At 67.9% G+C, this 26,252-nt stretch carries 19 protein-coding genes and 1 pseudogene; 13 read left to right on the forward strand and 7 right to left on the reverse strand.

Annotated features, from left to right (window positions below; all coding sequences use genetic code 11):
* Positions 1-104: 104 nt before the first annotated feature.
* On the forward strand, positions 105-749 hold the full coding sequence (locus AB0C02_RS07375; RefSeq protein ID WP_357542165.1) for a response regulator transcription factor: 645 nt from the start codon (positions 105-107) through the stop codon (positions 747-749).
* Positions 750-1,119: 370 nt separating this feature from the next.
* Complete coding sequence (gene dcm, locus AB0C02_RS07380; protein WP_357542167.1) at positions 1,120-3,921, forward strand: DNA (cytosine-5-)-methyltransferase; 2,802 nt, start codon at positions 1,120-1,122, stop codon at positions 3,919-3,921.
* Positions 3,922-3,954: 33 nt separating this feature from the next.
* Here the strand turns inward: dcm and AB0C02_RS07385 are convergent, their stop codons facing one another.
* Together AB0C02_RS07385 and AB0C02_RS07390 are read right to left on the reverse strand one after the other, a co-directional pair.
* Positions 3,955-5,241 carry an ATP-binding protein gene (locus tag AB0C02_RS07385; RefSeq protein ID WP_357542169.1) on the reverse strand — a complete coding sequence of 429 codons (1,287 nt, stop codon included), beginning with the start codon at positions 5,239-5,241 and terminating at the stop codon, positions 3,955-3,957.
* A gap of 65 nt (positions 5,242-5,306) precedes the next feature.
* Positions 5,307-5,765 carry a very short patch repair endonuclease gene (locus AB0C02_RS07390; RefSeq protein ID WP_357542170.1) on the reverse strand — a complete coding sequence of 153 codons (459 nt, stop codon included), beginning with the start codon at positions 5,763-5,765 and terminating at the stop codon, positions 5,307-5,309.
* 465 nt (positions 5,766-6,230) lie between these two features.
* Here AB0C02_RS07390 and AB0C02_RS07395 point away from each other — a divergent pair, with 465 nt between their 5' ends.
* The 5 genes from AB0C02_RS07395 to AB0C02_RS07415 all read left to right on the forward strand — a co-directional run bounded on the left by AB0C02_RS07395 (position 6,231) and on the right by AB0C02_RS07415 (position 14,598).
* Positions 6,231-8,216, forward strand: a complete 1,986-nt coding sequence (locus AB0C02_RS07395; RefSeq protein ID WP_357542172.1) for an AIPR family protein — start codon at positions 6,231-6,233, stop codon at positions 8,214-8,216.
* 32 nt (positions 8,217-8,248) lie between these two features.
* Positions 8,249-9,763, forward strand: coding sequence for an ATP-binding protein (locus AB0C02_RS07400; protein ID WP_357542174.1), 1,515 nt, complete (start codon positions 8,249-8,251; stop codon positions 9,761-9,763).
* Between the two features lie 2 nt (positions 9,764-9,765).
* On the forward strand, positions 9,766-10,746 hold the full coding sequence (locus tag AB0C02_RS07405; protein WP_357542380.1) for a PD-(D/E)XK motif protein: 981 nt from the start codon (positions 9,766-9,768) through the stop codon (positions 10,744-10,746).
* A gap of 41 nt (positions 10,747-10,787) precedes the next feature.
* Positions 10,788-13,637 carry a Z1 domain-containing protein gene (locus AB0C02_RS07410; RefSeq protein WP_357542176.1) on the forward strand — a complete coding sequence of 950 codons (2,850 nt, stop codon included), beginning with the start codon at positions 10,788-10,790 and terminating at the stop codon, positions 13,635-13,637.
* A 727-nt stretch (positions 13,638-14,364) separates the two neighbouring features.
* Positions 14,365-14,598, forward strand: coding sequence for a nucleotidyltransferase family protein (locus AB0C02_RS07415; RefSeq protein ID WP_357542177.1), 234 nt, complete (start codon positions 14,365-14,367; stop codon positions 14,596-14,598).
* A 477-nt stretch (positions 14,599-15,075) separates the two neighbouring features.
* On the opposite strand, the gene AB0C02_RS07420 is transcribed toward AB0C02_RS07415, so the two are convergent.
* Positions 15,076-16,008 (reverse strand): aminoglycoside phosphotransferase family protein, encoded by a 933-nt coding sequence (locus AB0C02_RS07420; RefSeq protein WP_357542179.1) that lies wholly within the window; start codon positions 16,006-16,008, stop codon positions 15,076-15,078.
* Positions 16,005-16,904, reverse strand: coding sequence for a hypothetical protein (locus AB0C02_RS07425; RefSeq protein WP_357542181.1), 900 nt, complete (start codon positions 16,902-16,904; stop codon positions 16,005-16,007). The genes AB0C02_RS07420 and AB0C02_RS07425 overlap by 4 nt, the downstream gene beginning before the upstream one ends.
* A gap of 298 nt (positions 16,905-17,202) precedes the next feature.
* Here AB0C02_RS07425 and AB0C02_RS07430 point away from each other — a divergent pair, with 298 nt between their 5' ends.
* From AB0C02_RS07430 to AB0C02_RS07450, 5 genes are all read left to right on the forward strand, one after another.
* Positions 17,203-17,514, forward strand: coding sequence for a hypothetical protein (locus tag AB0C02_RS07430; protein ID WP_357542183.1), 312 nt, complete (start codon positions 17,203-17,205; stop codon positions 17,512-17,514).
* A gap of 73 nt (positions 17,515-17,587) precedes the next feature.
* Entirely contained in the window at positions 17,588-17,986 is a 399-nt protein-coding gene (locus AB0C02_RS07435; protein WP_357542185.1) for a hypothetical protein, read from the forward strand.
* 60 nt (positions 17,987-18,046) lie between these two features.
* A complete protein-coding gene (locus tag AB0C02_RS07440) occupies positions 18,047-18,859 on the forward strand; it encodes a hypothetical protein (protein WP_357542187.1) in 813 nt (270 codons plus the stop codon).
* Positions 18,860-19,387: 528 nt separating this feature from the next.
* The gene (locus AB0C02_RS07445) at positions 19,388-20,542 is read left to right on the forward strand and encodes an FAD-binding oxidoreductase (RefSeq protein WP_357542189.1); all 1,155 of its coding nucleotides are present in this window, start codon (positions 19,388-19,390) and stop codon (positions 20,540-20,542) included.
* Entirely contained in the window at positions 20,539-20,802 is a 264-nt protein-coding gene (locus tag AB0C02_RS07450) for a DivIVA domain-containing protein (protein WP_357542190.1), read from the forward strand. Before AB0C02_RS07445 ends, AB0C02_RS07450 begins: the two co-directional genes overlap by 4 nt.
* A 576-nt stretch (positions 20,803-21,378) precedes the next feature.
* On the opposite strand, the gene AB0C02_RS07455 is transcribed toward AB0C02_RS07450, so the two are convergent.
* Entirely contained in the window at positions 21,379-21,531 is a 153-nt protein-coding gene (locus AB0C02_RS07455; RefSeq protein ID WP_357542192.1) for a hypothetical protein, read from the reverse strand.
* A gap of 615 nt (positions 21,532-22,146) precedes the next feature.
* On the opposite strand from AB0C02_RS07455, the pseudogene AB0C02_RS07460 reads away from it, so the two are divergent.
* Positions 22,147-22,389, forward strand: a pseudogene (locus AB0C02_RS07460) (hypothetical protein); the annotation flags it as partial.
* Positions 22,390-22,434: 45 nt separating this feature from the next.
* Here AB0C02_RS07460 and AB0C02_RS07465 read toward each other — a convergent pair.
* Both AB0C02_RS07465 and AB0C02_RS07470 read right to left on the reverse strand, forming a co-directional pair.
* The gene (locus tag AB0C02_RS07465; protein ID WP_357542194.1) at positions 22,435-24,051 is read right to left on the reverse strand and encodes a helicase-related protein; all 1,617 of its coding nucleotides are present in this window, start codon (positions 24,049-24,051) and stop codon (positions 22,435-22,437) included.
* A gap of 957 nt (positions 24,052-25,008) precedes the next feature.
* Positions 25,009-26,229, reverse strand: coding sequence for a S8 family peptidase (locus AB0C02_RS07470; RefSeq protein WP_357542196.1), 1,221 nt, complete (start codon positions 26,227-26,229; stop codon positions 25,009-25,011).
* Positions 26,230-26,252 lie beyond the last annotated feature (23 nt).

Genomic DNA, 26,252 nt, shown 5'->3' on the forward strand with positions numbered 1-26,252 from the left:
GACCGGCCGGGCGGGTTGTAGGCCGACGGCTGGCCGCCTTCGATGGCACGATGACCGTGACGAGTCCGCCCCGGCGTACCCACCGTCGTGACCATGGAGCTGCCGTGCGAGTTGTCATCGCCGAAGACCTCGCCCTCCTCCGGGACGGGCTGACCCGCATCCTCGACGCGTACGGGTTCAAGGTTGTCGAGGCCGTCGCCGACGGGCCGTCCGTGCTGCCGGCGCTCACCCGGCACCGCCCCGACGTCGCCGTCCTGGACGTACGCCTGCCGCCGACCTTCACCGACGAGGGCCTGCAGGCGGCGCTCGCGGCCCGGGTGGAGCTGCCGGGGCTGCCGATCCTGGTGCTGTCCCAGCATGTCGAGCAGCTGTACGCGCGGGAACTCCTCGCTGACCGGGCCGGGGGAGTCGGCTACCTGCTCAAGGACCGGGTGTCCAACGTCGGCCAGTTCATCGACGCGGTGCGGCGGGTGGCCGGCGGCGGCATGGTGATGGACCCGGAGGTGGTGTCACAGCTGCTGGCGCGCAACGCCGGCGCTGAGCGGCTTCTCGATCTCACCGCTCGGGAGCGGGAGGTGTTGGGGCTGATGGCCGAGGGGCGGTCGAACGCGGCGATCGCGGGGCGGCTGTTCGTGACGGAGAAGGCGGTCAGCAAGCACATCAACAACATCTTCAGCAAGCTGGGCATGCCGCCGTCGGAGGACGACAACCGGCGGGTGCTGGCGGTGCTGGCGTACCTGAACGGCTGATCTGTCGGACCGCCGCGCATCCGGACACTCGGCTTGGACCGGCAGCAATGGGGCGGTTTTCCGGTTGCCGCGTTTCCCAAGAGGTCCGTGAACGGTTGTGCCGAATGTGAGGAGGGAGTCACCCGCCGCCACCGCAGCTCTGGCAACCAGGGACGCGAAGCGTCCAAACTGGCGGACGCGATGGGCGGAGCGGGAGAACGAGCGACGGCGACGCGTCCATGACGCGGACGCCGAGAGGTGGCGCCGGCGGGCCGACGAGCTGATCCGGCTGCGTGCCGAGGTCACCTGCTTTCACGGCTACCACCAACCCAGCGCCGACCTACCGGTCGACCTCGAGGACGACGAGGTCCTCTTCCGCGTACTCCCGGCAGTGGAGCTGGTCGAGGCCGGGGCCCGGCACCTCACCGGGCTGTCCGCGCCGGGACTCGCCGTCACGCCGGTCCCCGCCGACGCGCCAAGCCGCGCGCTACCACGCGGCCTGAAAATCGCCGGCACCGGCATGGCCGTCGTCACGAGCCGCCGCCTGGTCTTCGCCGGTCCGTGGGGGCGGCGGCAATGGTGGTACGCCGACCTCACCGGACCCGCGCACCACCCGCAGGCCCCGGTCACCCTGCTACACACCACCCGCGGCGGGAAGCTCGCCGGGCTGCGGGTGCGGCCGGAATCGGCACTGAACTTCCGGTTGTGCCTCACCCTCGCGTTCGCCGACGTCCGGGGAGAGCGCGACGCCGTGGCCGCGTACCTCGATGAGCAGGTGACCGCCCACGAGCGAACGCGGCCGGCGCTGCTTCTCCGCGTGACCCGTCTCGATCTCCTCGATGACGGAGGCAGCGATGACCGCCTCCTTGTCCCACAAGACGATCCGATCGCCGACGGCTACGGTCCGGGCGTTCGGGACAGTGTCGTCCCAGCTGTAGTGAGCGTCCGGATCATCGTCGTACCCGTCATTGCCACCATGCTGTCGCTCCGCACCGACAGCCAGCATCAGCCACGCCTTCGGCACACGATCAGCCATCGACATCGCCCGCCTCCGCTCCCGTCTGTAGGAGGGCAACGTAGCTGGCGGGTGCGACGCCATGGAAGGCGACGAGACCGCGGGCCCTTCACCGTGAACCCGGGTGGGCGCTGGAAATGCCAGGCAAGATCAACCAAAGCCGCACGGGACTCCGCGTCGTCGCTGGCTTTGCGCGCCCCGACGGCGGTAGCGTGCATCACCGTGACCGCCGCTGACCCTGCCCGCACCCGCAAGCCCAGGAAGCGTGAAGGGTACGGCGTGAAGCTGGTCAGAGGCCCTTTCGTACGGCTGGCTCCGCATCCGGACAGCTGCGAAGACGCTTCCGATCTGCCTGCCTATGCGGCTGGTGTCCGTCGCTCAGGGAGATCCCTGGCGGCCGACCTGTTCAGCGGTGCCGGTGGTTTGAGTCTCGGTCTGCAAAAGGCCGGATATGAGGTCGTGCTCAGTGTTGATCACGATGCGGAGGCCGTGGAGACTCACCGGCATCACCATGGGGGCCTCAGCGTCAACTGGGACCTGGGCGATCCCGCGGTGATCCGCACGGTTGCTGATCTTATCCGGGACTGTCAGATCGAACTGCTCGCCGGTGGTCCTCCATGTCAGCCGTTTTCAAAGGCCGGTCGGTCGATGATCCGTCATCGGGTCCGTTATGCGGAGCGTGACCCGTACGACGAGCGCCGGGACCTGTGGCGGTCGTTCATCGAGGTGATCCGGCTCGCCAGGCCGCCGGCGGTACTGATGGAGAACGTTCCGGACATGGCGCTGGACAAGGAGATGTTCATCTTCCGGACGATGGTCCATGAACTGGAGTCGATGGGCTACGCAGTTCAGGCTCAGGTGGTCGATACGTGGCGGTATGGGGTCCCGCAGTTCCGGCAGCGCCTGATCGTGGTCGCGCTGGCCGATGGCGCGCTGTTCGAGTGGCCGCCGCACGCGCTCGAGCGGGTGACCGTGTGGAACGCGATCGGTGATCTTCCGCCGGTGGAGGGTGGCTGGCGCCCTGAGGGCGGTGCCGAGGGGTGGACCGATTACACGGAGCCGGTGACGGAGTATCAGCGCAGTATGCGGGCCGGCGTGCCGGATGTTGACAAGCGCAAGGTGTTCGATCACATCACCCGACCTGTCCGTGAGGACGACGCCCGCGCGTTCGAGTTGATGGATGCGACCACCCGTTACTCAGACCTCCCCGAGGAGATGAGGCGGTACCGCCACGACATCTTTGACGACAAGTACAAGCGCCTCGACGAGGACGGCCTCTCCCGGACGATCACAGCTCACATCGCCAAGGATGGCTACTGGTACATCCATCCACGGCAGGGCCGGACGCTGACCGTGCGGGAGGCGGCCCGGTTGCAGACCTTCCCCGACTGGTTCAGGTTCGCCGGACCACCGTCGGCGGCGTTCCGTCAGATCGGCAACGCGGTCCCACCGCTGTTCGCCGAGCACCTGGCGGGCGCGGTGCGTCGAAGCGTCGCCGCCGCACGGCCGGCGGAGACCTCCACGCGGGAGGTCGCGGCGTTGCTCGCCGGATGGTTCGACAGCGCTGAGGTTCGCGGCCTTCCCTGGCTGCGAGCGACCACGAGGTGGCAGGTGATCCAGGCAGAGTTGCTGTTGGACCGCGCCTCCGTGGACGTCGTACGTCCGCTCTGGCCGCTGATCGCGAGATGGACATCCCCGCAGGCGACGGTGCTCGCGGAGGCGGAGTTGGGCGAGATCGGGCGGTGGACGGGGAAGGAGGCACGTGCCGGGCGGATTGTCGAGTTGGCAGGGCGGCTGGCCGACAACTCGGCGGTTCTCGATGACGACGCCGGGTTGCGCGGCACTCCCGGGGTACATGAGGCCCTGGCGGATCTGGCGATCCTGGTCGTGCCCAGTGCGGGCGAGGACGATTCGGAGGAGCCGGTGCTCTCCACCAAGGGTGTGCTGCGGGTGGCTGCCCGCTACCTCGGTGAGCCGGTCGATCGTAGGAACCGGCTCACGGACGGCCGGTTGGCGGTGGCTCGCATGATCGGTGACGACAGCGACGCCCGCAGGGCGCATCTGGGTCTCATCGAGCTGGCAAACACGCTGTGTCGGCCGGTCGAGCCGCTGTGCGACGCGTGCCCGCTGCAGAAGGTGTGCCGCAGCAGTCAGGCCGGAAGCCTCCGGCTCTTCTGACCGGCAGATGCCCTGATCTTCCTGCGGGCGGCCTCAGGTGTCCAGAGCGAGGGTCTTCAGCACGTCCGGTGACTGTTCTCTCAGCACGGCGGTGATGCGCTGCCAGGCGGCCCATTCCCCGGACTGCATCGCTGCGGCCCGCAGGGCGAGTCCGGCGGTGGCGGCGGCATTCGCGGCGGCGCGGACCTCGGGCGGGGTACCGAGGCCAGCGGGGACCGGCCGCCGCGTTTCCGTGGTGTGGGAGGTCTTACGGTAGGCGTCGTTGGCGTAGATGCACAGCTCATTGATGGGTGCTTCGAGCATCTGGCGGAGCTGGGCGGGGATCGCGACCCGCATCTTGGCAACGTTGATGTTGAACGCGGAGTCGAGACCGGTGCCGAAGTCGACCGAGGCCCTGGCTAGCTTCGTATGTTCATCGATGCCGCGGATGCCGCACCAGCCCCCCCACTGTACGAGGCGGTCGGCTCGGTAGATGTAGAGGCCCTGCTGGCGGTTCCAGTTGAGTGGCCCGGAGTGCCGTTCGAACTCGGTTGGGGAGCTGAAGCGGTCGCGTGAGGGCAGGATGTAGCGGCGCAGGGTCACGTGGCCACCGGCGTTGCCGATTGTGACCTCGAAGCGTTGGGGCGGCAGTTCCTGCCGGGCCGCTTCGTCCGGTGCGAACGGGTTCCAGGCGCGGACCTTCTGCCCGTTGACGGAGATCACGACCTGCCGGCCGCCGGCGGCGCCTTCGATGAAGCGGTGGAAAACGATCCCGAGGTGTTCGGCGGTGCGGGTGGCGAGGGTCTCGATACGTCGTTTTGCCCAGCCACCCTCGGGCCGGTGCTCCGGGAGAACCCTGTCGAGGCTGCGCCAGAGCACTACCGTGCCGGTGCCCTCGGCGAGCCATTGCCGGGCACGGATGACGTCGGGATCTGCACCCGGGTCGGCGATGAGCCACTCGTCCCACTCTTCGACTATGTCGAGGTCGAGGCTGCGGGCGGTGGTACGGAAAACCTTTGGCGTGCTTCGGGTGATCACGGTGAGGGACCGGCACTGCGACAGCGACGCGGTCTTCAGTCCGAGTCCGTACCGACCGAGGTCTCCATCGGCGTAGTGTCGTCGTGACCCGAGACGTAGGGCTTCAAGGAGCGCGTGGGGTGTCATGCCCGAGCCGTCGTCGGTGATGAAGACCCGCGAGTTGGGGCCGTCGAACTCGATGCTGATATCGACGTGGGTCGCTCCTGCGGCGATGCTGTTATCGACGATGTCGGCTACAGCGGTGGGGAACTCGTAGCCGATGTCGCGCAGGGAACCGGTCAGTCTCGCGGCCGAGGGCGGCACCTGGAACCATGATCCGGCCGGCATCGGTTTCCTCCCCGGTGTACGACAGTTTCAGGACCAGGATGTCACACATGACGCGGTGATCTTGTACCGCGCTCCGGTGTCTCCCGTTTCCGGTGCCAGAGTGCTTCGACGCGGTCCGCGACGTCGACGGGGTCCTCGTGTTCCCAGAAGTGCGCGACCGTCCAGCCGAGTGCGCAGAGCTGATCGTCCTTCTCGCGGTCACGCTGAACATTGCGCTGGAGTTTGGCGAGCCACCAAGCGGAGTTGTTCTTGGGGAACGTGCCATGCGACGGGCACATGTGCCAAAAGCATCCGTCGATGAATACGGCGATCTTCGCTCTGGTGAAGGCGATGTCGGGCCGCCCTGGCAGCAGTTTGTGGTTTACCCGGTAGCGCATCCCCCGACGATGCAGTTCACGACGGATGAGGAGTTCCGGGCGCGTGGAGGCGCGAGGCATCCGGCTCATCTGCGCCGACACCAGCGCGTTGAGGGGTGCGGGTCGTCGACCGGTGGATGTCAAAGCGCCTCCGTCGTTGGTGATGCTCCTTCCGGCTGTCCGGACGGATCCGGTAGTACCACGCCGGCTGTGGTCAGCCGACCGCCCAGGGGCGATGGCATCTCCGGGCATATTGATGTCAGACGAACGGGTCGAAGCTCCGGGCGGGCACGGCAGCAGCACAACCGCCGGATTCCGCGGCGTCGTATCCCGGGCCCGGTCCGGACAGGTGCCGGTACCGGCGACGTCGACCACCGACCATGTAGTAGGGGCCCATCCGGTACGTTGAAAGTCGTCGCAACGCCGGATCCGGAGCTTCTCGGATGCAGCCGTCGGACGAATATGCTGAAGAGCCCTGTCACCGATCGCCGACCATCCCCAGCCCCGCCCGGCCGCCGCCCTTCGTCCCGGAAGACTGCAAGATGTCTGAATGTTCACGCCTGGTGGTCCTATCCGTAACGGCGGTCGCATGCGCCCTGGAGTCGAATCATGCCTGACGTGGATGTGAGCGCATTCGCGCACACTCTCATCGAGGACGTCCGGGCCCAGGCGGAGGCCGATGGCTGTGACCTGGCGGAGGCGTTCGCGCGGATGATGCTGGACCAGTTCAGTCTCGACGGCTACACCGAGGATGCGGTTGTCGTCATGCACCGCGATCATGGGGTGGAGATCAGCGGTTACGGGCTCTCATCCGATGACCGGTGCCTGGACCTGTTCGTCACGGTGTACAGCCCCCGCGCGGACGAAGCGCACAAGATCAACCGCCCGGAGTTGGACGCGGTGACCCGGCGGCTGCAGAACTTCCTGTTGAGGGCGATCCCAGGCACCCCACGACGCAGGAACCCCTCGTCCGAGGTGCTCGGTATGGAACGGGCGGTCGCGGAAAAGTTCCACCAGGTTGACCGGGTCCGCTTCATCATCGTCACCAATGCCCGCAGCGTCGTGCGGGAACCCGCCATGACGACGGAGATCGAAGGCCGCAAGGTCGTCCGGGAATTGTGGGACCTGCGCCGCCTGGCCGCGTGGTCAGCGTCCGGAACCCAGGCGGAACCGATCGTCGCCGAGTTCGTTGATGGCCTGCCGTGTCTGACCGCACCGTTGACGGCCGGGGACTACTCCGTGTTCCTGGCCATCGTGCCCGGCGCGGACCTCGCCGCGCTGTACGCCGAGCATGGCGGTCGGCTGCTCGAACTCAACGTGCGGTCCTTTCTTCAGACGAAGGGTGCGGTCAACCGGGGCATTCAGGAGACGCTGCGGACGACACCGGAACGGTTCCTCGCCTACAACAACGGCATCGCGGCCACGGCGGCCCGGGTGGACCTGGACCGAGGGGCAGACGGACAGACCGTCATCCGGCGGATCCACGGCCTGCAGATCGTCAACGGGGGCCAGACCACCGCCTCGATCCACCACGCGCGCCGCAACGGGATCGCGGTCGATGATGTGCATGTACAGATGAAGCTCACCGTCGTTTCCCCGGACCGGCTGGACGAGATCGTTCCCCGCATATCCCAGTACTCGAACACCCAGAACAAGGTCACCGCATCCGATCTCCGCGCCAACAGCGGTTTCCACATCGAGGTGGAGCGGATCATGCGGACGCTCCTCGCTCCGCCCGGGCCGGTGCACCGCGTGGACACCCACTGGTACTACGAGCGGGCACGGGGCCAGTACGCGGACGCCGTCGCCAGGGAGTCGACCCCGGCGCGACGGGCCACCTTCCGTGCGTCGAACCCTCCCGACCAGAAGTTCGACAAGGCCGACCTGGCGAGGTTCGAGCAGGCGTGGGCGCGCTACCCGCACCTGGTCAGCCGCGGAGCCGAGAAGAACTTCGTCCTCTTCCAGGGGCGCCTCAAGGACGAGCCGGTCACTGTGGACAAGGTCTACTGCCGCAGACTCGTCGCCAAAGGGATCCTGTTCCGCCGTACCGACCGGATCGTCCGCGAGCAGAATTTCGGCGGCTACAAGATCAACATCGTGGCGTACACCGTCGCGTTCCTCGTGCATGCCACCCGTGGTCGTATCGACCTCGACAGGATCTGGCGCGACCAGGACCTGTCGCCGGCGTTGAGGGAGGCCATCGCCGAGGTCTCGGTGCTCACCCAGAAGGTGATCACGTCCCCGCCCGACGGGCGCGTCCATGTCGGGGAGTGGGCGAAGCGACCGGAGTGCTGGGATGCGGTCCGTGACCTGGACTGGCAGCCCTCGCCGGCGCTCGAGGCGGAGCTGGTCGACGTCGACACCTACGCCGAGGATCTGCAGCTCATCCAGGGAACCACCGCACAGGACTGGTCGGACCTGGTCAATTGGGGACGATCGACCAGCACACTGGACATCCCCGACCAACGCATCGCCGCCAACGTCGCCGAGGCGCTCCGAGAGCGGTGGACACCCGCCGGCAGGGACGTCCTTGCCGCGGTACCGCTCATGCGCCGGGCACGTCGGCGTGGCTTCCGGCCCGTCGCCGGGTTCTGACCCGGCAACCACAACCGAGAGGTGGCGCAACCATGTCCGTGTGGACCCGGGACGTACCCGTCGAGGGAACGACCGAACTCCCACCGGACCCGCGGGCACTCGATGCCCTCGGTCGCAACCACTCCCTCGAGACCGCTCTCGCCGACCTCGTCGACAACTCCATCGACGCTGACGCCGACCGCATCCGGATCCGCTTCATCCGGCACAACACCAGGCTCGTCGGTCTCTACATCATAGACAACGGCACCGGCATCAAACCCGGCACCATCGACGCCGCGATGACGGTCGGTGGACGCCGGAACTACTCCGGCACCGACCTCGGCCGGTTCGGTGTCGGCCTCAAGGCCGCGTCCTTCAGCCAGGCCGCCAGCCTCACCGTCATGTCCCGAGCCGCGGGCCACCCACCCGTCGGACGCCGGTGGTTACTGGACAGCAGCCGCCGCGACTACCGGTGCGACATCGTCACCAGCGAATTCGCCGCCGCGGAACTCGACCGCAACTGGCCGGTACCCACTACACCCAGCGGAACCGTCGTCCGCTGGGACGACGTGGTCGCATTTCCCTCGACCGGTGACACGGCCCAGGTCGAGGAGTTCCTCACCCGGACCATCGCCCACCTACGAGGACACCTCGGCCTCACATTCCACCGCATCATCACGCATAGAAACGTCCGCATCAGCATCGACGTCGAGGACACCGAACTCGGCGCCGGCATCGCCAGCACCGTGAACGCCCTGGATCCCTTCGCCTACCCCGGGACACCATCCGGTTGGCCCAAAGACCTAAGGGCCGATCTCGACGGCAGTCCCGTCGTGCTGCGCTGCCACATCTGGCCCGGCCGGTCGAACCTGCCGCAGTACCGGCTTCCCGGTGGTGCGGAGCAGCGCCAGGGCCTCTACGTGTACCGCCACGACCGGCTTCTGCACGCCGGCGGATGGGAAGGCGTGCATGCCGCGGACCGCAAGCTCCAGCTCGCCCGAGTCGAGATCGACATCGACGACGACGTCCCCGGTTTGTTCACCATGAATCCGGAGAAGACCCGGGTGACAGCGGGCCCATTGTTCGCCGGAACCGTCGCCCGTGCGCGTGCCGACGACGGCACCGACATAACCGGTTACCTGCAGGCCGCCGAGGCCACCTGGACGACCACGAACCAGCGCACCACGGCCCGGCGTCGGGCGGTCGTCCCGCCCGGCCGCGGCCTGCACCCGAAGGTCGTCCGCGAAATCCGCGACGAACTGCCGCAGCTGAACGATGAGCCCGTCAGCATCCTCTGGAAGGCGCTCCCGGAGCACCAGTTCGTTGAGATCGACCGAGAGGCGAACACTCTCTGGTTGAACAGGAACTACCGTGCCGCATTGCTCGGCGGCCGACGCGGAGGTCTCAACGACCTGCCGGTACTCAAGACGCTGCTGTACCTGCTCGCCGAGAACACGTTCCAGGGAGCCCACCTAGGCCCCAGGGACAAGGACAACATCGAACTGTGGCAGAGCCTGCTGACCGCCGCCGCCCGGGCCGAACGCACCGCCTACGAGGAGCGTCGGTGAGCATGTCCAGCCTGCGCCATCTCAGTAGCGAGACGTTCGCCGGACACCTGCGTCATACCGCGCCGATGGATCACCCGGTGCCCGGCGAGCCCCGACTGGTGCTGTTCACTGTTCCCGGTAGCCGGGTCGGACTGCGCGGGCCGGCCCGCCCTGGGGAGCAGCCGGTACCCACCGGGTTGGAACATGTCACTGTCCGCATCGTCCACCACGGTGGTCAACGGATGATCGAGCTGGTCATCACGGACCCGCGTGTGTTCATCGACGCCTATCCCCTGCTGCGGGCCGTCGCCGACCGGATCCAGCTGGGTCATCAGCCGATGACCTCGGCGGTCCGCGATACCCTCCGCCAGCTGAGTCACCTCCTCCAGCCCGAAGCCACCCTCCGGCGTTCCACCGAGGTCGGCATGCTCGGCGAGCTGTGCCTGTTCACCGGTGTGGCCCTGACCGCAGGACCGGCAGTGGCACTTCAGGCGTGGCGCGGGGCCCTGTCGGAGGAACACGACTTCGGCTTCCCCGGCTACGACGTGGAGGTCAAGACCACCACCTACGAACACCGTCGGCACACCATCGAATCACTCAGCCAACTCGTACCGACCGGCACACGGCCACTGTGGCTGGTCTCTGTTCAGATCACCGTCGCGGGTCATGATGGTGCCACCCTGCCGGAACTCATCGGTCGGAGCCGGGCCCTGCTGAGCGCCGGAGCCGACCAGATCCGGTTCGACGACCTGCTGCACGCCGCAGGCTGGGCGGACCGCCACAGCACCTCATGCGGCATCCGCTGGCGGCTCAGGACACCACCGGCGACCTTCATCGTCGACGCCGGTTTCCCCCGCATCACACCCGCCATGCTGCAACCACAGGCGGACCTCGCCCGAGTCACCGACGTCCGCTACCGGACCGACCTCACCGGCCTGCCCGAGGACAACCCGCCGGACCTGCTGCGGACCGCCCTGGCCGCCGGACAACAGGAGCTGCGATGAGCGACACTGTCACCACCGGCTACAGCTCTGCCCTTGACGGTATGAAGACCGCCGGCCCTGGGCCGTTACACCAGTTCGCGGCGCTCTTCGCCAGGGACCCCTCGCTGGCCGACGGCACCGCACTCCTCGCGCATCTGCAGGGCGCGGGTCCGGATGACGCCCTGCGTCAACGCCTCGCTTACCAGCTGTCTTCCTGGGACCACGCAGACGATGGACCGTGGGCCGCAGGTACGGCACGCCACACCGCCGAGCGGCGGGCGGCGATCTGCCGCGCGCTCGGCCTCGACCGGGCCACCGAGGATCTCCTCTCCGAGATCATCCCCTGGGCCGCGCTCGACGCCCCCATCGTCATCGCCGACCATTTCGAGGAGTGGAGAACCCCGCAGCGGCGCACCGAGCGTGACTTCTACTGGGCCCACTACAGCGCGAATCTGCTGACGAACGGCTGGGCCCCGGCCGCCGTCGCCGGCATCGACGAGGCCACAGAGGAGGTCGTCCGGCGGCTCTCCGACCCCACCCGCAACGTTGCCTACCAGGCCAAGGGCCTCGTTGTCGGATACGTGCAGAGCGGGAAGACCGCCAACTTCACCGGTGTGATCGCCAAGGCCATCGACGCCGGCTACCGGATGGTCATCGTCCTGACCGGTACCACCAACATGCTCCGGGCCCAGACCCAGCGGCGACTCGACATGGAACTGTGCGGGCGCGAGAACATCGAGCCGGACCATGATCCCGAGGCGCACGAGTACCGCGACGACGACGACTGGAAGCACCACAAGTTCATCAACCACGGTGGCAGGCCGTCCGACTCCGGCCACCCCGACATCGAACGGCTCAGCAACTACGCGGGTGACTACCAGCGCCTCAAGCAGGGCATTTCGGCGCTACGGTTCAAACGCCACGATGCCACCAAGGAGTTCTTCCACCCCGCCAACCTCTACACCAGCGACGCCCGCCTGGTCGTGGCGAAGAAGAACGCGTCCGTTCTCACCAACCTTGTCACCGATCTGAAGAAGGTCAGCGCGCGGCTCGGCGAGATCCCTGTGCTGATCATCGATGACGAGTCCGACCAGGCGTCCGTCAACACCACCAGCCCTGCCAAGTGGAAGGAGGACAGCAGGAAACGCACCGCGATCAACCGGCTCATCGCCCAGCTCCTGACGATGCTGCCCCGCGCCCAGTACGTCGGCTACACCGCCACCCCGTACGCCAACGTCTTCATCGACCCGTCCGACGTCGAGGACATCTTCCCCAAGGACTTCATCGTCTCCCTGCCCCGGCCGCTCGGGTACATGGGCGCCGACGACTTCCACGACTTCGACGACGATCGCCCGGTCGAACAGCGACCGTTGAAGACATCGAAGGAACGCGCCCACGTGCGCTACCTCAGCGACGAGCCCACGGATCACGAACTGCTCGCTGCCCTGGACATGTACGTACTCACCGGCGCGCTCAAGGTCTACCGCGAACGGACCGGTGCGGGTAGCTACCGGCACCACACCATGCTCGTGCATGAAGCAATGGGCCGCGAGACCCACCGTGAGACCGCACGGGTCATCGAGAAGCTCTGGGTAACTGCCGGCTACCACAGCGCGGCAGGTCTCCTACGGCTCAGGAAGCTGTATGAGACCGACGTCCTCCCCGTCACCAGCGCCCAGGCGCCCGGGGCAGCTATGCCGGCCAGCTTCGAAGAGCTGCACGAGGACATCGCCGACGCGATCGGGCTGATCCAGCCGACCGACCGTCACGGTACTCCGGTCATCATCGTCAACAGCGACCCTGACCTTGAGAGGCACCAGAAGGATCTCGACTTCGACAAACGCCGTGTGTGGCGGATCCTCGTCGGTGGCAACAAGCTCGCGCGTGGCTTCACCGTCGAGGGCCTCACCGTGACCTACTACCGTCGCGCAGCCAGACAGGTCGACACCCTGATGCAGATGGGCCGGTGGTTCGGTTTCCGGTCCGGGTTCCGTGACCTGGTCCGCCTGTACACGACCCCGGATCTGCACGCGCTGTTCGGTGCCGCCTGTCAGGACGAACAGTCTCTGCGCGATGACCTCCGCAAGTACTCGTCCGAGACCGCCCCCGAATCGCGGCTGACGCCGAGCCGCGTTCCTCCGCTGGTCGAACAGCACCGTCCCGACCTGCGACCAACCGGCCGGAACAAGATGTGGAACGCCCGCTTGGTTTCACGCAGTACGCCGGGCGAACCCATGGAGCCGGTCGCGCACCCGGACAAGGGTAAGCCGGCCCTGCAGAACCTCAGGCTCTGGGAGCCGGTCCTGGCCGCCGCAGCGGCGACCGGCACGGTCACATTCACGGCAACCAAAGCAAAGGCAACATATGCGGCGTACCATGCAGTGTTGCCGCATAACGAAATGATGGCGGTGCTGAACCACCTACAGTGGCTCCGGCCCGACATATTCGTCCCGGAACGCACCTGGCTGAACTCGCTCGCACCGAGCCAACTCCGGCAGTGGGTCGTGCTACTTCCCCAACAGGTGGACCCCGCTACCGGCCGCATGATCCTCGGGCATGGACCCTTCAGCATTTTCGACAGGAAGCGGAGCGAAACGGGAACCCTCAGTGCCATCAGCGAAAGCCGCCACCGCAACGCGGCAGCACGGATCGCGGGCCTCGACGCGGACCCCGATCCGGCCGCTGATGCGCTGGCGGCACCGTGCACGGCGGTACTCACCCTCTACCCCTCGGTCAAGCCGGAAACGTTGACGGGAGTGCGCGGCGATCCGGTCGATCCGGAACTTGTCACGATCGGGTTCCGGGCCATCACCCCGCTGAGCACCGGCGGAGGCGGCAAGCGGTTGATCTGGACGACCATGGACAGCGGCAGACCGAACGACATCGTCATCGACGCCCCACCGACGGCATGACTCGGGGACGCGTAGATTTCCGCGTTTGACCTGGGTGCGGTCGGTTGGACAGAACATTGGTCCTGTCCGGGCAGGACCATGTCATGGCAGACAAGAAGAACCCGGCTTCACCTCCGCCGACGGCGGAAGTGAAGTTCGCTCAGCAGTGGGTGCGGCGTGCCAAAGTCGATGGCGTCCCCGGTCGGGCCGGGTAAGCCTTGGCGGGGATCACTCGCGCCGTGCTCGAATCGGCCCTCGATGCGGAACTGGATACCCATAATTGTCCGATCGCGCCACATATCAAACAATACGTCACCCACTGGTGCGCAATTAACTTTACTGCCATGCGTCGCAACTACATATGGGACTGCAATGAGGCGGTAGTCCACCAGTTGATGACACTACCCCTCACAAGATACTCGAACATCTGCAAGCTCATGGTGGGCGGGCATTCCAATGGGGAAGTTCGCCATATCATCTCGGAGGCAATTTAGCCCTCTCCGAGACGAGGGGAGGTCGACACATGGCCTGCGGAATGGGAGTCCCAATATGAAGATCCCTCGAACGTGCAGAACATACAGCCTTCAAGTATTGGGGAAGCTCGGTCCATTTCATGCGATCGCCGCCCACTGGACGTCGCTTTGGAGGTGACGGCTTGAAGTCGTCAAAGAACTTGAGGAACTTGGCGGTGACCTCCTGGCGGTCGACCAACAACTCTGTTATGCGGTCGGCGAGAATCCCGTCGCCAATGCTTGCGCAGCATCGCCGAAGCGGTCGCCACCTGGCCCGAATACGCCACCGCCGTGGCATCCGCCTCGACCCACACGACCACATCGCCGTCTGCGCACCGCACGGCCTCGACGACCTCCTCGAAGGCGTCTGGCGATTCAACCCCACCAGAGTCAGCCCGGAGACCTCCCGGCAACGACTCGCCCGCCACCGCCCCACCGAACGCTGGCCCGGCATCCGCATCATCACCTGAACCACCCACGCCGACGGTCGCCGCCGCGACCAACCCCGCCCGCCAGCGACCCTCCGACCGCAGCCCATACGGCCAAACATGATCATGGATGATGTGTGCGGCGTGTGCTCTCCAGCCGGTACCACCCTGGGTCAACCGGTGCCACACCAGGTCAAAGCAGGCCAACGACCACGACCGCAACGCCGCCCGTGTGATCGACGTGTGGTCATCCGCCGCCCCGACCCGCCAGGACAACCCAGGTCAACGCAGGCCACTCCCTGCCACCCCGGGTCAACCCGCAGGCCGTTACACTGGGCCCTCGCGCCCTCGTAGCTCAGGGGATAGAGCATCGGTTTCCTAAACCGTGTGTCGTCCCAGGATCGAACCCTGCTGAGGCACCGGGGTAGTTCTGTAACGGCGCGATCGCCACGAGCTGGTCGCTGCCACCACCGTCCCGCTGCGCGGTTCGAAAACGCGCTTGCCGGCCAGATCGACCCGCTAGCCCGAATTTCCGTAAGGCGGTCGGCGGCCGACCTCTGCGAAGGGCTTCCAGCGAGCGTCGTGGTGGCCCTCTTGGATTGATCGCAGGCGGGTGGCGAACTCTGCGTGGACGCCGACGGAACTATGGAGCACTGGGACGGCAGCGGCGATCATCTTCAGCTCCCGCGCCTCGCGCAGCAGAGGCCAGTCCGGGTCGGTGGTGACGTCGTACCCGTATGCGTCGGCCAGGGCCGCATGCGCGCCGCGCCGGCCGAAGCGCACCTCGCCGACTGCTACCGCCACCAGATCGACCTGCCAGGGACCGAGACACGTGGCATCGAAGTCGCACAGCAACGCCCGCCCAGTCGGGGGCCGGAGCAGGTTGCCTACGTGGGCGTCACCGTGGACGAGCCCCGAGCCGGCTCGGCGCCGAATTGCGGCGACTGGTGCGTCCAGCCGGTCGCACCAGTCGAGCAAGAATCGCCGATCCTCGTCGCTCAGCCCCTCCGCGTCAACGATGCGTGACCGGGCATCGCCGATTGGGTCCCAAGTTGGCAAGGGCATCGGCAGGGGACCAAGGCTGTGAAACTTGCGTAGGACGGACCCGAGGTCTTTCACCGTCGGGTTCGGTGCAGTTGGCGGGATGTGCTTCCAGATGGAGGCCAGGAAGCCGCCGGCCTGGACCGGCTGGGCCACGTCTGGCGCGAGACGAATGGTCGGTGCGTTGACCTGCTTGAACCACCGCCCGAGCTCAACCACCTTGTACGCCCGGTCCGCAAGTCGATGGGACCTGGCGAGGCGGATGACGATGCCAGCCGACGGCAGGGCGAACACCGCATTGTTGGTGAAGCGGAGCAGCTGCGCTCCGTCTGCACGCACTCCCAACTGCTCGGCGACTTGATGCATAGCCGCCGTCATGGCTTCTAGCGTGAAGCGACCTGTCCCGGTCATGCCGACAGCGGCTCGAAGGTTGAGAGTTCTTGAACGAAGTGGCTGACCGCCAAATTCGACCGGTGCTTGACCAGATCACGGCGCAGATTGCGGACACGATCGACCGTTCGCCGGGATGTAAGGCTGCCCGCCCGCTTGATGACGCGCTGGCCGACAGCCATCGCCTGCTCCGGGTCGTCGGCGAGGAACAACGCGCTGCAGAGGCCGACCTCGCTGAGCACCAGACTGCGTACGTTCTGAGGACCGAACGCCGCGATCGCCTCGCGCACCCAGTGCACCGCCTCCGGCGCGAAGCTGCTGTCCGTCCGTGCCAGATCCCGGTAGACGCGGCCGTACTGGGCCAGCAGCTCGCCCCGGTCGTAGAAGCGCATCCACTCCGGTTCCCGGTCCGCGGCGACCCGGTCGAACGAGTCGGTCGACCTCCCCAGCGCGGTTAGGGCGTCCTGGCGCTGCCCAAGAGCGGCAAGTGATGCAGCCTCCGCGCCGTGCAGCATCGCCGAGACAGCAGGAGTGGCCGCCGCGCCGAGCTGGAGCCGCGCGAGCTGCAGGGTGGCGAGCGCGTCGCGGTTGTGGCGCTGGTGCTGCAACTGCCGGGCCTGGCAGTAGCGGACTCTCGCGGTCAGCAGTGCGTCATCGGCTGTCAAAGCAGCGCGCTCGGCGGCGACGAAATGTCGCTGCGCATGCTCGTGCAATCCCGCGTCGAGAGCAGTCCAGCCCGCCAGTTGGCGGGCTGCCGCGACCGAGGCGACGAGCGGAGGCGTCAACGCCTCAGAGTGCGACCAGTCGAGCAGGCCGTATACCGACTGGGCGAATCGGTCGACTTCTCGGTAGAGCAATCCGCCGCCGCACTCGTAATCAACCGATCGGTACAGCGCAAGGACCGCGTTGAGCCGCACGATGTCTGCTGAGCCAAGCCGGCGGGGACGGGGGACCGCTATGCCGCCCAGCAGGCCAGCACCTGTGGCGACAGCCGCTATGCCGGCCAGCAACGTTCGCCGGCCTTCGTCAGTTGTCATTGGTTGATCCAGATCAGGAGGCGAGCTTTCGGCGGGTGGCCGAGGCGATACAGGCGGCGCCCCCGGGAGAGCGAACCAGAGCTGAGCCGCTGGGATCCCGAGCAGCGTTGCCCAATGGGCCAGCCGGTCCAGGTGCACGAGCGGTGGCCCGTTCTCCACCCTGCTCAACTGCGCCTGCGTGATCCCCAGCCACCCCGCCACCACCGTCTGCGGCAGCGGGTACCGCCCGTGGTACGGGTGGTACCGGTACGCCCGGATCACCCGCCCGAGGTGCCGCTGCGCGAGCGCCTGGCGTACCGGCTCGTGCTCCCAGAAGGTCGCCGGCACTGCAGGCGGGCTGCTCAGGCGGTCGCGTTCGGCGGCCTGGCAGGGCGCGCAGCGTCCGCTGTCGTTGTCGCGGGCCAGGCGTCCGCCGCAGCGGGGGCAGTTCGCAGATGTCACCGGCAACCTCGCCATTCCCCGGGTGGCTGTGTTGATGGTGCTCGGTTGAGCCTATCCATTCAAACCGTTCTGCGGGCGCGCGGTATACGCGCCACGCATATCGACAATTCTCACAGCGTCATGTGGCCCGCGACCATCCCGAGCTGGCCGGCGACCTGCCGGCCAGGATCCTGGACCAGGCGCTCGCCTTCCTCGCCGCCTGCGTCGCCACCACCGAGCCGCTCGGCCCGAGTGACCTGGTGGACATCGGCTGGCACACGTTCATCCTGCATACCCGCGACTACGCCGACTTCTGCCAGCGAATCGCCGGCCGGTTCATCCACCACCAGCCCGAGCCGCCGCCCGACGAGACCGGCCCCACCACCCCGGAACCGCTCGGAGTGCCGATCTCCCGGGCGGTCGCCGCGATCCGCGCCGCCGGCTTCGCCACCGACCCGGAGCTGTGGGGCCGAACGGCGGGGGAGTGCCAGTCCCAGTGCAACCAGTGCCACCCCGGCTGCCACGACAGCCCGACCAGGTGACGCCGCCGGCGGCGGTCCCGGGCATACGCTGACCGGGACCGCCGTCCGGAAGGCTCACCAATGCCGCCCCACCGCCACCACTGGGACGATCTTCCCGTCGCGGTGCGACGCGAGGTCGAGCGGCACACCGGCGAGATCATGCGGGAAGAGCCGCTCCCCGACGGCGCATCCTGCGAACTCGCCGTCGCCCTGCGTACCCCCACCGGGTGGGTCTTCTGCAAGGGCGGGCAGGCGGACGGCCGAACCGGCTGGCCCTACCGCAAGGAAGCCCGGATCAACCCCTGGCTGCCCGACGCCGTACCCCGGCTCCACTGGACCGTCGAGCGCGACGGCTGGCTCCTGCTCGGCTTCGAGCACGCCCCTGGCCGCCATCCCCGCCTGGAACCCGGCTCCCCGGACCTCGACGCCGTCGCCGACCTGCTGACCAGGCTGGCCCGGGAGCTGACGCCCTGCCCGCCGGTCGAGGTGCAGCCGTTCACCGAGCGTTGGCGCGGTCTCATCGCCCCCGGACTGGTCGACGGGGACGCCCTTCTGCACACCGACATGACGCCCCGGAACTTCCTGCTCGGCGACCGGCTCCGGCTTGTCGATTGGTCCGCGCCCTGTCGGGGCGCCCCTTGGATCGACGCCGCGTTCATGCTGGTCCGGCTCATCCGCGCCGGCCACAGCCCGGCCGATGCTGAGCGCTGGGCCGCCCGCATCCCCGCCTTCGCCGAAGCCGATGGCGAGGCGGTCACCGCCTTCGCCGACGCCCTGGTCCGCCTCGGGGAACGGATGCAACGCACCGCACCGGCACCGCACCGCGGGCCGCTCCTCGACGCCGCCCGCCAGTGGCACGTTCACCGCCTGAGCCGGCAGCCCGCCACCAACTGAGCGGCGTCACCGGTCGTATACGGATCGTGCATGCCGGTCACGATCATCCCGGCATACCGGCACCCCTGAGCCGGATCGACAGTGGGCGCATGGCCCGGGGCGGGTGCTGGGCTCCGGTCGTGCCGCGTTCCCCGTCGCGGTTTCTCCGTCCCCGCCCGCCTCGGTGCCGCTCGATTTGTTGACAGGGGACCTTTCTCTACTGGATCCGTTAACGAGGGCCCCCTTCCTTACCTGCCGGAGGCGCCCGCTGATGTCTGTCGTACTCGCCGATTTTCCCGTTCTCACCCCGGTCACCGATGAGGACTTGTCCCTTGCCGCGAAGGCTGTTCGGGTCCACGCGCCAGAGCCCTGGCCGCAGGGCGTGCTCTGCCGTAGCGAGCGTGTCCCGTACCCGTGTCGCTTGGCTCGTTGGGGTCGCGCCACTCTCGAAGCCGCCGGCCTCGGCGAGGAGCAGGCGGAGGCGGTCGAGGGCGGCGCACGGTGACGGAGCCGCAGATACGGGAGGCGGTTGCCCGTTGGTTGAGTTTGGTGGCGGCGGATGTGGAGTTGTCCGCGTACCTGATCGGGGTGGACTGGGACCGGTTGAAGGCGCACCTGGCGCGGTCGCTGACCAGCACCACCAGCGGCGAGCCGGAGGTTCCGTGCCTGGGCTGGTCGGAGGGGCAGCACCGGCGGGCGGTCGACTACCTGATGGGGGTTCTGAAGTCGTATCAGAGGCCGAGCGCCGCCGACTTCTGGGAGTTCGTCGAGGACCGCTACCGGGGGCTGCTGCCCGAGTGGACGGCGCCGCTGTTGCAGGACGGCCTGTACCAGCTGGTGAGCAAGGCCGACGACCGGCCTGGCAGGTCGGCGCTGCTGGCGGTGCTCGGCCGCGCGTACCGTCGCTATGGCCTGCGCCCGGACCACACCGCGGTCATCGACGACGCGCTACAGACCAGCGTGCCCTGGGAGGAGGTGGAGCGGGCCGCCGCGCGGGTGGGTGACGGCCCGGCCTGGTGGCCGGTCGAGGTCCTCGACCATGACCTCGCCGCCGATGGAGTCGCCGTTGTGACGGTACGGCCGTGGCGGCGGCTGCGGTACCTGCCGGGTCAGGCGGTGCCGGTGTGCACGCCGCGCCGGCCCGGCCGGTGGCGCTGGTACTGCCCGGCGAACGCGCCCCGCCCCGACGGCAGCATCGAGCTGCACGTCCGCGCCGTCGGCGACGGGATAGTGTCCACCAGCCTGGTCCACGAGGTACGCCCCGGCGAGCTGTTGTATCTCGGCCCGCCCACCGACACCGGGCTGAGTCTGGTCGACGGTGACCTGCTGCTGGTGGCCGGCGGCACCGGCCTGGCCCCGCTGCGCGCCCTGGTCGAGCAGGTCGCCGCCGCCCCGACCAACCGGCGGGTGACCCTGGTCGTCGGGGCCCGCTCGATAGAAGCGTTGTATGACGCGGTCACCCTCGACAAGCTGCGCCACGACTGGCTGACGATCGTGCCGACGTTCTCCCACCATCAGCTCGACGAGCCGGGGGAGTGGGGTGACGGCGACGCGCTCACTGTCGCCCTCGACCACCGGCACGCCGGCCAGGCCGTGTACGTGTGCGGGCCGCCGGCGATGCTGGCCGGGTCACGGCTGCGGCTACTCGCCGCCGGGGTACCCGCCGACCGGATCCACCTACCGGAACGGATCCCATGGCGATGACCGTCTACCGCAGCCACAACGCCCTACGCGGCCCACTCACCCCCGACGGAATCGCCGCACTCACCCTGCCCGCCACCCGACTCGGCCGACGCGGCTACCAGGTCGATGACGTCGACGCCCTGCTGCATCGCCTCGCCTATGAGCTGAACGAGCGGTCCCGCCAGCTCGCGAACGTGCGCGCCGAGAACCGGCGCATCAAGGATGCGTTGCACAGTTGGCAGTCGGCCGAGGCGACGCGGCGGTTGAGCCGCCGAGCGTAGCCGGTTGTCAGCATCACCGCCCGTGACGACCGCGTCGTCGGCTGGCTCCACGGCCACGGCGTCCTCACCACCGGCCAGATCGCCGCCGCCCTGTTGGCCGTACGGGAAGTCCTGTCGGCTGGGCTGTCAGGTTCGGCCTCCTGACAGCGCCTGACAGCCCGGCGGTGCCCATGTTCCTGTCAGTTCTTGTCGGAGCGGGACCTGGCGGGACTGCGGTACACCAGGCTTGTCAGGTTCGGCCTCCTGACAGAATCTGACAGCCGGGCGATGCCCATGCTCCTGTCAGTTCTTGTCGGAGCGGGACCCGGCGGGACTGCGGTACACCAGGCTGATCGCGGGCGCTCGCCGAGTCCCGCTCGGCCCAGCCGGTACCGGGCGCGGGACTCATCTCTCTGAGCCACCCGGTCCCGCTGCGTTCTGGATCGAACTCGCTTGCCGGCCACCGGCGAACGGGACCCGGCCAGCGGGACTGTCCGCTGTCTGGCCGTCGCTGAGGCGGCATCGGAGATAGAGCGTGGCGGAAGGTTGCTTCAAGCCGCCGCCTCCTGCCTGCGGGCCGGGCGGCCAGGGGGCTGGCTACGCTGCTCGGCGGCGACCGCCGGGCAGGTCGATCAGGTCGTCTCGCTGGCGGCGTACCGGTCGGCAGGTGATCACCACGGTCCCGCCGGGGTTCAGCAGCCGGTAGCTGGCGGTCAGGATCGCGGCGAACCCGTCGAGCAAGCGGGACATCCCGCATAGGCGCGGTTGGCACGCTCCCGGTCCCCATACCGGTGGTCCCGCTTGCGTACCCCGGTACTCGTCGCCCGCACGAGACCGTGAGTCCCGCGCCCGTACAGCGGCGAGGTGAGCGCGAGTCCCACCCGACAGACCGCGGACGCCGGCACCAGATACCGGCGGTGAGCCGATGCGGCAGCTGGCCCGCACGGCGATGCGCCGGCGGATGAACTCACGCGACCGCTGGCCATCGGGGTCGCTCGTTTGGGGGCTCCGTTGGGTACGGCATTGGGGGCTCCTTTGGGGGTGTTTGCGAAGCGAGCCCCCAGACGAGCCCTCTGCACCTGGCTTGTCAGGTGCCTGGCCTGCCCAAACCCGGCCGATGACCCCGCCGAGATCAAGATCAACCTATCCAGACTCCCTATCGGGATTCTCTCTCCACGGGGGTGAACGGCCTATGCCGTAACCGCGTACTGCCAGTCTGCTGGCCATCTATCCCCACATCACCAGCCGTGACCGGCTGCTGCTCCAACTCCTCGACGACCGCCAGGTCCTCACCACCGACCAGATCCACCGCATACTTTCCGCGCCCGCCGGACCTGTCAGATCCGGCTCGTTGAGCTGGCCGGCTTGGGCCAGCTGGACCGGTTCCGGTTCGCCCGCGACGGAGGCGGCAACCACCCGTGGCACTGGACCCTCGGCCACAACGGGCACCGGTTCCGACTACCGCAGCCGCAAGGCCCTGCGCGGCCCACTCACCCCGGACGGGAAGGCCGCGCTCGCCCTGCCCGCCACCTGGCTCGGCCGGCGCCGTCCCGCCAGCTCGCCCTCGTGCACGCCGAGAACCGGCGGATCAAGGACGCCCTGGATCCGCCGGTGAGGTGGGCTCATTGCGCCACCGGCCCAGGCGGGCAAGCGTCAAATCTGCAGCCTGCCCTGGTAGTACCAGGCAAACAGATCTGTAGCGGACGTTTCCCGAGGAAAGTCGACCAGGTCCTGGGCGACTTCGGTGAGCTGCTCGCGGAAGTCCTCGTGCGCTCCCCTGGCCGGGTCCTCCGCCGTGTCCCTCACGTAGAGGTTAATGAAGGTTGCGGGACGGCGGTCTTGCTTTGGGCGGATGACCCGACCCATTCGCTGGATCATCTGACGTTTGCTTCGGCTCCCCGCCACGATCACGCCTAGGTCTGCCTGCGGGACGTCGATCCCCTCGTCCAGGACCCGCGGAGCGGTCAACACTCTCACCTGCCCGGTCTTGAACGCTTCTAGGCGGTACTTGCGTTCGATTGACGGCAGGTCGCTGGTGAACTCCATCGCCGACACACCGTGCCCACGCAGTATGCCTGCCGCCTGCTCAGCACTGGTTTTAGTTTCACTGAAGACCAACCCACGATTCGCTGCCGCAAAGACTGGTGCCAGTTTTGCAAGGGCTTCGTGCTTGCGATGGCAATCGGCCAATAGCTGGCGCCGCTTGCTGAACGCATTCAGGTAACGGCGGGCGTCCTTGGTCGCACGGGTGTCTGCGTGGCCGCCCTGGCTGAGCTGGTTCACGGAGGTCATGAACTCACCGAACGGCTCATCGGGGCAGCCGTGGTCGAAGATCAGCCGGCGCCGGAGGGTGGTGGCAAGCCCGTCGTACTCGTCGTGTTGCTTGCGTTCCCCGGCGGTGAAGTCCGTCCCAAGGAAGCCGACGCGAAACGGGGCCAAGATCCCGTCGGCCAAGCCACGGTCGTAGGTGCATCCGGCCACCACGCCGCCGAAGTATGGCTCCAGGTGCTTCACCAGGCCGTCGTCGTCGCGCGCGTACGTCGCCGTCAGCCCCAGCCGTGCACCAAAGCCAAACTCAAGGGCTCGGGCGAAGGTCGGAGCACCGTATCGGTGCACCTCGTCGGCGACAATTAAGCCCGGGGTACCCAGCGGCAGCATCAGGTATCTGGCCGCCGAGTGAACGATGGCCACGAGGATCGAGTAGTCGGAGAACGCGTCCTCATGACCGTCCCCGACTCGCCCCACCCGGATGCGCGGCAGGTCCCGGCGTAGCACGTCGTACCACTGGTCGAGCAGTTCGCGGCCGGGCACCAGCACCAGCACCTTCTCACCGGCATCCACTGCGGCTGCGGCTGCGAGCACCCCGACCGTGGTCTTGCCGGTGCCGGTGACGGCCTCCACGACGCCCCGGCGACCATGGGCACGCCATAGGGCCAGTGCCTCGGCCTGCCAAACACGGGGCATTTTGCCGAGGTAGCACCGGGGCAGCGCTGGCGGTGCCGCCGTGAGGACTGAACCGTCGTGTGCCGCTCCGGTAGTCAAGCGCCAGCGCGGTGGGGTGGCCCCATCATGATGAAACATTCCGCTGCTGGCATACAGCGTCCGGTTGACGTCCGTTGTGCTCCGCACCAGCAGGCCCTTGCGCTTCAACCCCGCAAGCAGCTGTCGCTTGTTCTGGCCTGGCTGTTCCGCCAGCAGCTGCCCCAGCGCAACTTTCAGGTCCTGCTGCACGCCATTGCCCTTCGTGGTTTGGTCAAAGTCCTGCGACACGTTTGGGGCTGCCGCTTCGCTCTTGGCAGCGGCCCCCGCTCCTCCGACAGCACATCCATCCCGGCCTCCCCGTTGCCGCTCGCGCCGTTCAAACCGACAATCATCGACGCACCGCAGGACCGATGTCGAAGGTTGTCTTAGTGCAAGGTGCCCCGACGATATGAGGCGTTACATCGGATGTCGCTCGGCCAGATCGCCTGCTGGACTTGGACCTTTGGCCATCGAAGCGCTGTTGCCATATCAGCGGAGGTTCGAGGCAGCAAGGCGACGCACTCGCCGTCGCTCTCAACCAGCCATGTTCGTACTCGGGCGAGGCCATCGGGTGTCCAAGCTGGCCGTTTGTCGCTGGCGTCAGACTGTGCGACGGATGACAGTCCCATCGACGGGAGTCGAGAGTGTTCGGGTGCATCCTGAGCAACCGGCTGTCCCAGGCCGCGATTATCCGCCCGCGCCCGGACCGGGCTACCCGCCTCCCGCCGGCGCACCACACATGGGCATGCCGGCCGGCTACCCACCGCAGTCTGCGGTCCCCTATTCAGGCCCACCGGTAGCTCACCCGCCGCAGTCTGCCGTCCCCTACTCTGGGCCGCCTGCCGCTTACCCGCCCGGACCCTACGCGCCGCAACCGCCATACCCTCCCTATCCGCCTCAGCAGGCGTATCCGTATCCGGCTCAGCCGATGCCCTACCCGCCGCAGTTCGCCCCGCAAATGCCTCTGCCGGTTTACACCAGGGAGTACATCAGCACCGGGTTCCACGTGGGCCACATCATCTTGTGTGTTCTCACCGGTGGCTGTTGGCTGCCCTTCTACGGCCTGATCTATTACACGAAGTCTCGCCCCAAAACCGTGACCACCTATGGTCGGTGAGCGCCGCCTTGCCAGCACAGGCGTAGCTCCATCAGCCGGAACGGGCCCCGTGGTGATGGCGGTAGACCACAGTCGCTTACCAGGGTGGGTCAGGTGGCCGGGTCCAGGTAGAGCAGGCGGATGCCACTGCTGAGCGGGGTCGCATTGCTGACCAGGTATGACTTCACCTGGGCCGGGGTCCAGGTCGGGTGGTTTTCGAGCACCCGGACCGCCCCGCCGGACACGTGTGGTGCCGCCACCGACGTGCCGCTGAGCACGGTGACGGCCGTGTCGCTGGGGTACGACGCCGCGGGGATGTTCACACCCGGGGCGTAGATGTCCACACACGATCCCCAGTTGGAGAAGTTCGCTCGCGCGTCGTTGCTCTGGGTCGCGCCGACCCGGATCGCGGTGGACACCACCGGCGGCGAGTAGCGGCAGGCGTCGTCGTTGTCGTTGCCGGCGGCCACCGCGCACGTCACGCCGCTGGCGATGGAGTTGGCCAGCGCGCTTTCGAGGGCGGTGCTTCTGCTGCCGGTCACGCTCAGATTCGCCACCGCCGGCTGGAGCGGCGGGTGGTTGCGGGTCACCCAGTCGATTCCGGCGATGACCCATGAGTAGGTGCCGTTGCCGCCGCAGTCGAGCACCCGTACGGCGACCAGTCGTGGCCGCTTGGCCACGCCGTAGACCCCGCCGCCGACGACGTCGGCGACCTGCGTGCCGTGCCCGTTGCAGTCGTAGGGGAGCGACGAGCTGTCGGTCGCGTTGTACCCGTATACGGCCCGGCCCCCGAAGTCGGCGTGGGTGACCCGGATGCCGGTGTCGATGATGTACGCGGTCACCCCGACGCCGGTGCTGGTGAAGCTGTACTTCCCGTCCAGCGGCAGGCTGCGCTGGTCGATGCGGTCCAGCCCCCACGGTGCATTGAGCTGGGTGGTGGTGGCCGACACCGGCCGGTCCGGCTCGACGTAGGCGACGGCGGGGTCGGCGGCCAGGCGCTTGGCGGCTGCCTCCGGCAGGGTGACGGTGAAGCCGTTGAGCGCGCTGTCGTAGACCCGGCCCAGGGCGGCGCCGTACCGGGTGGTCAGATCCTGGGCGGTGGTGTGCACCGCGGCCTGGCGGGTGCCGGCCCGGCCGCCGACGGCGCTGTCCTTGAGCACCACGATGTAGCTGTCGCGTACGGCGGCGGCGGTGCTCTGGTTGGTGCCGGGGGCCTGGTCGGCGACGGGTGCCGCGTTCACCGGCGTGCCGGCCAGGGCGGTGACCATCGAAACGGCGGCGAGTACGCCGATCGCGGTCACCCGCCCGCGGCGGGGGCGGGAAGGTGTCATCGGTTGTCCCTCCTCACTCCGGC

It is taken from the genome of Micromonospora sp. NPDC048999 (assembly GCF_040649295.1).
In the GTDB taxonomy this organism is placed as follows: Bacteria; Actinomycetota; Actinomycetes; order Mycobacteriales; family Micromonosporaceae; genus Micromonospora.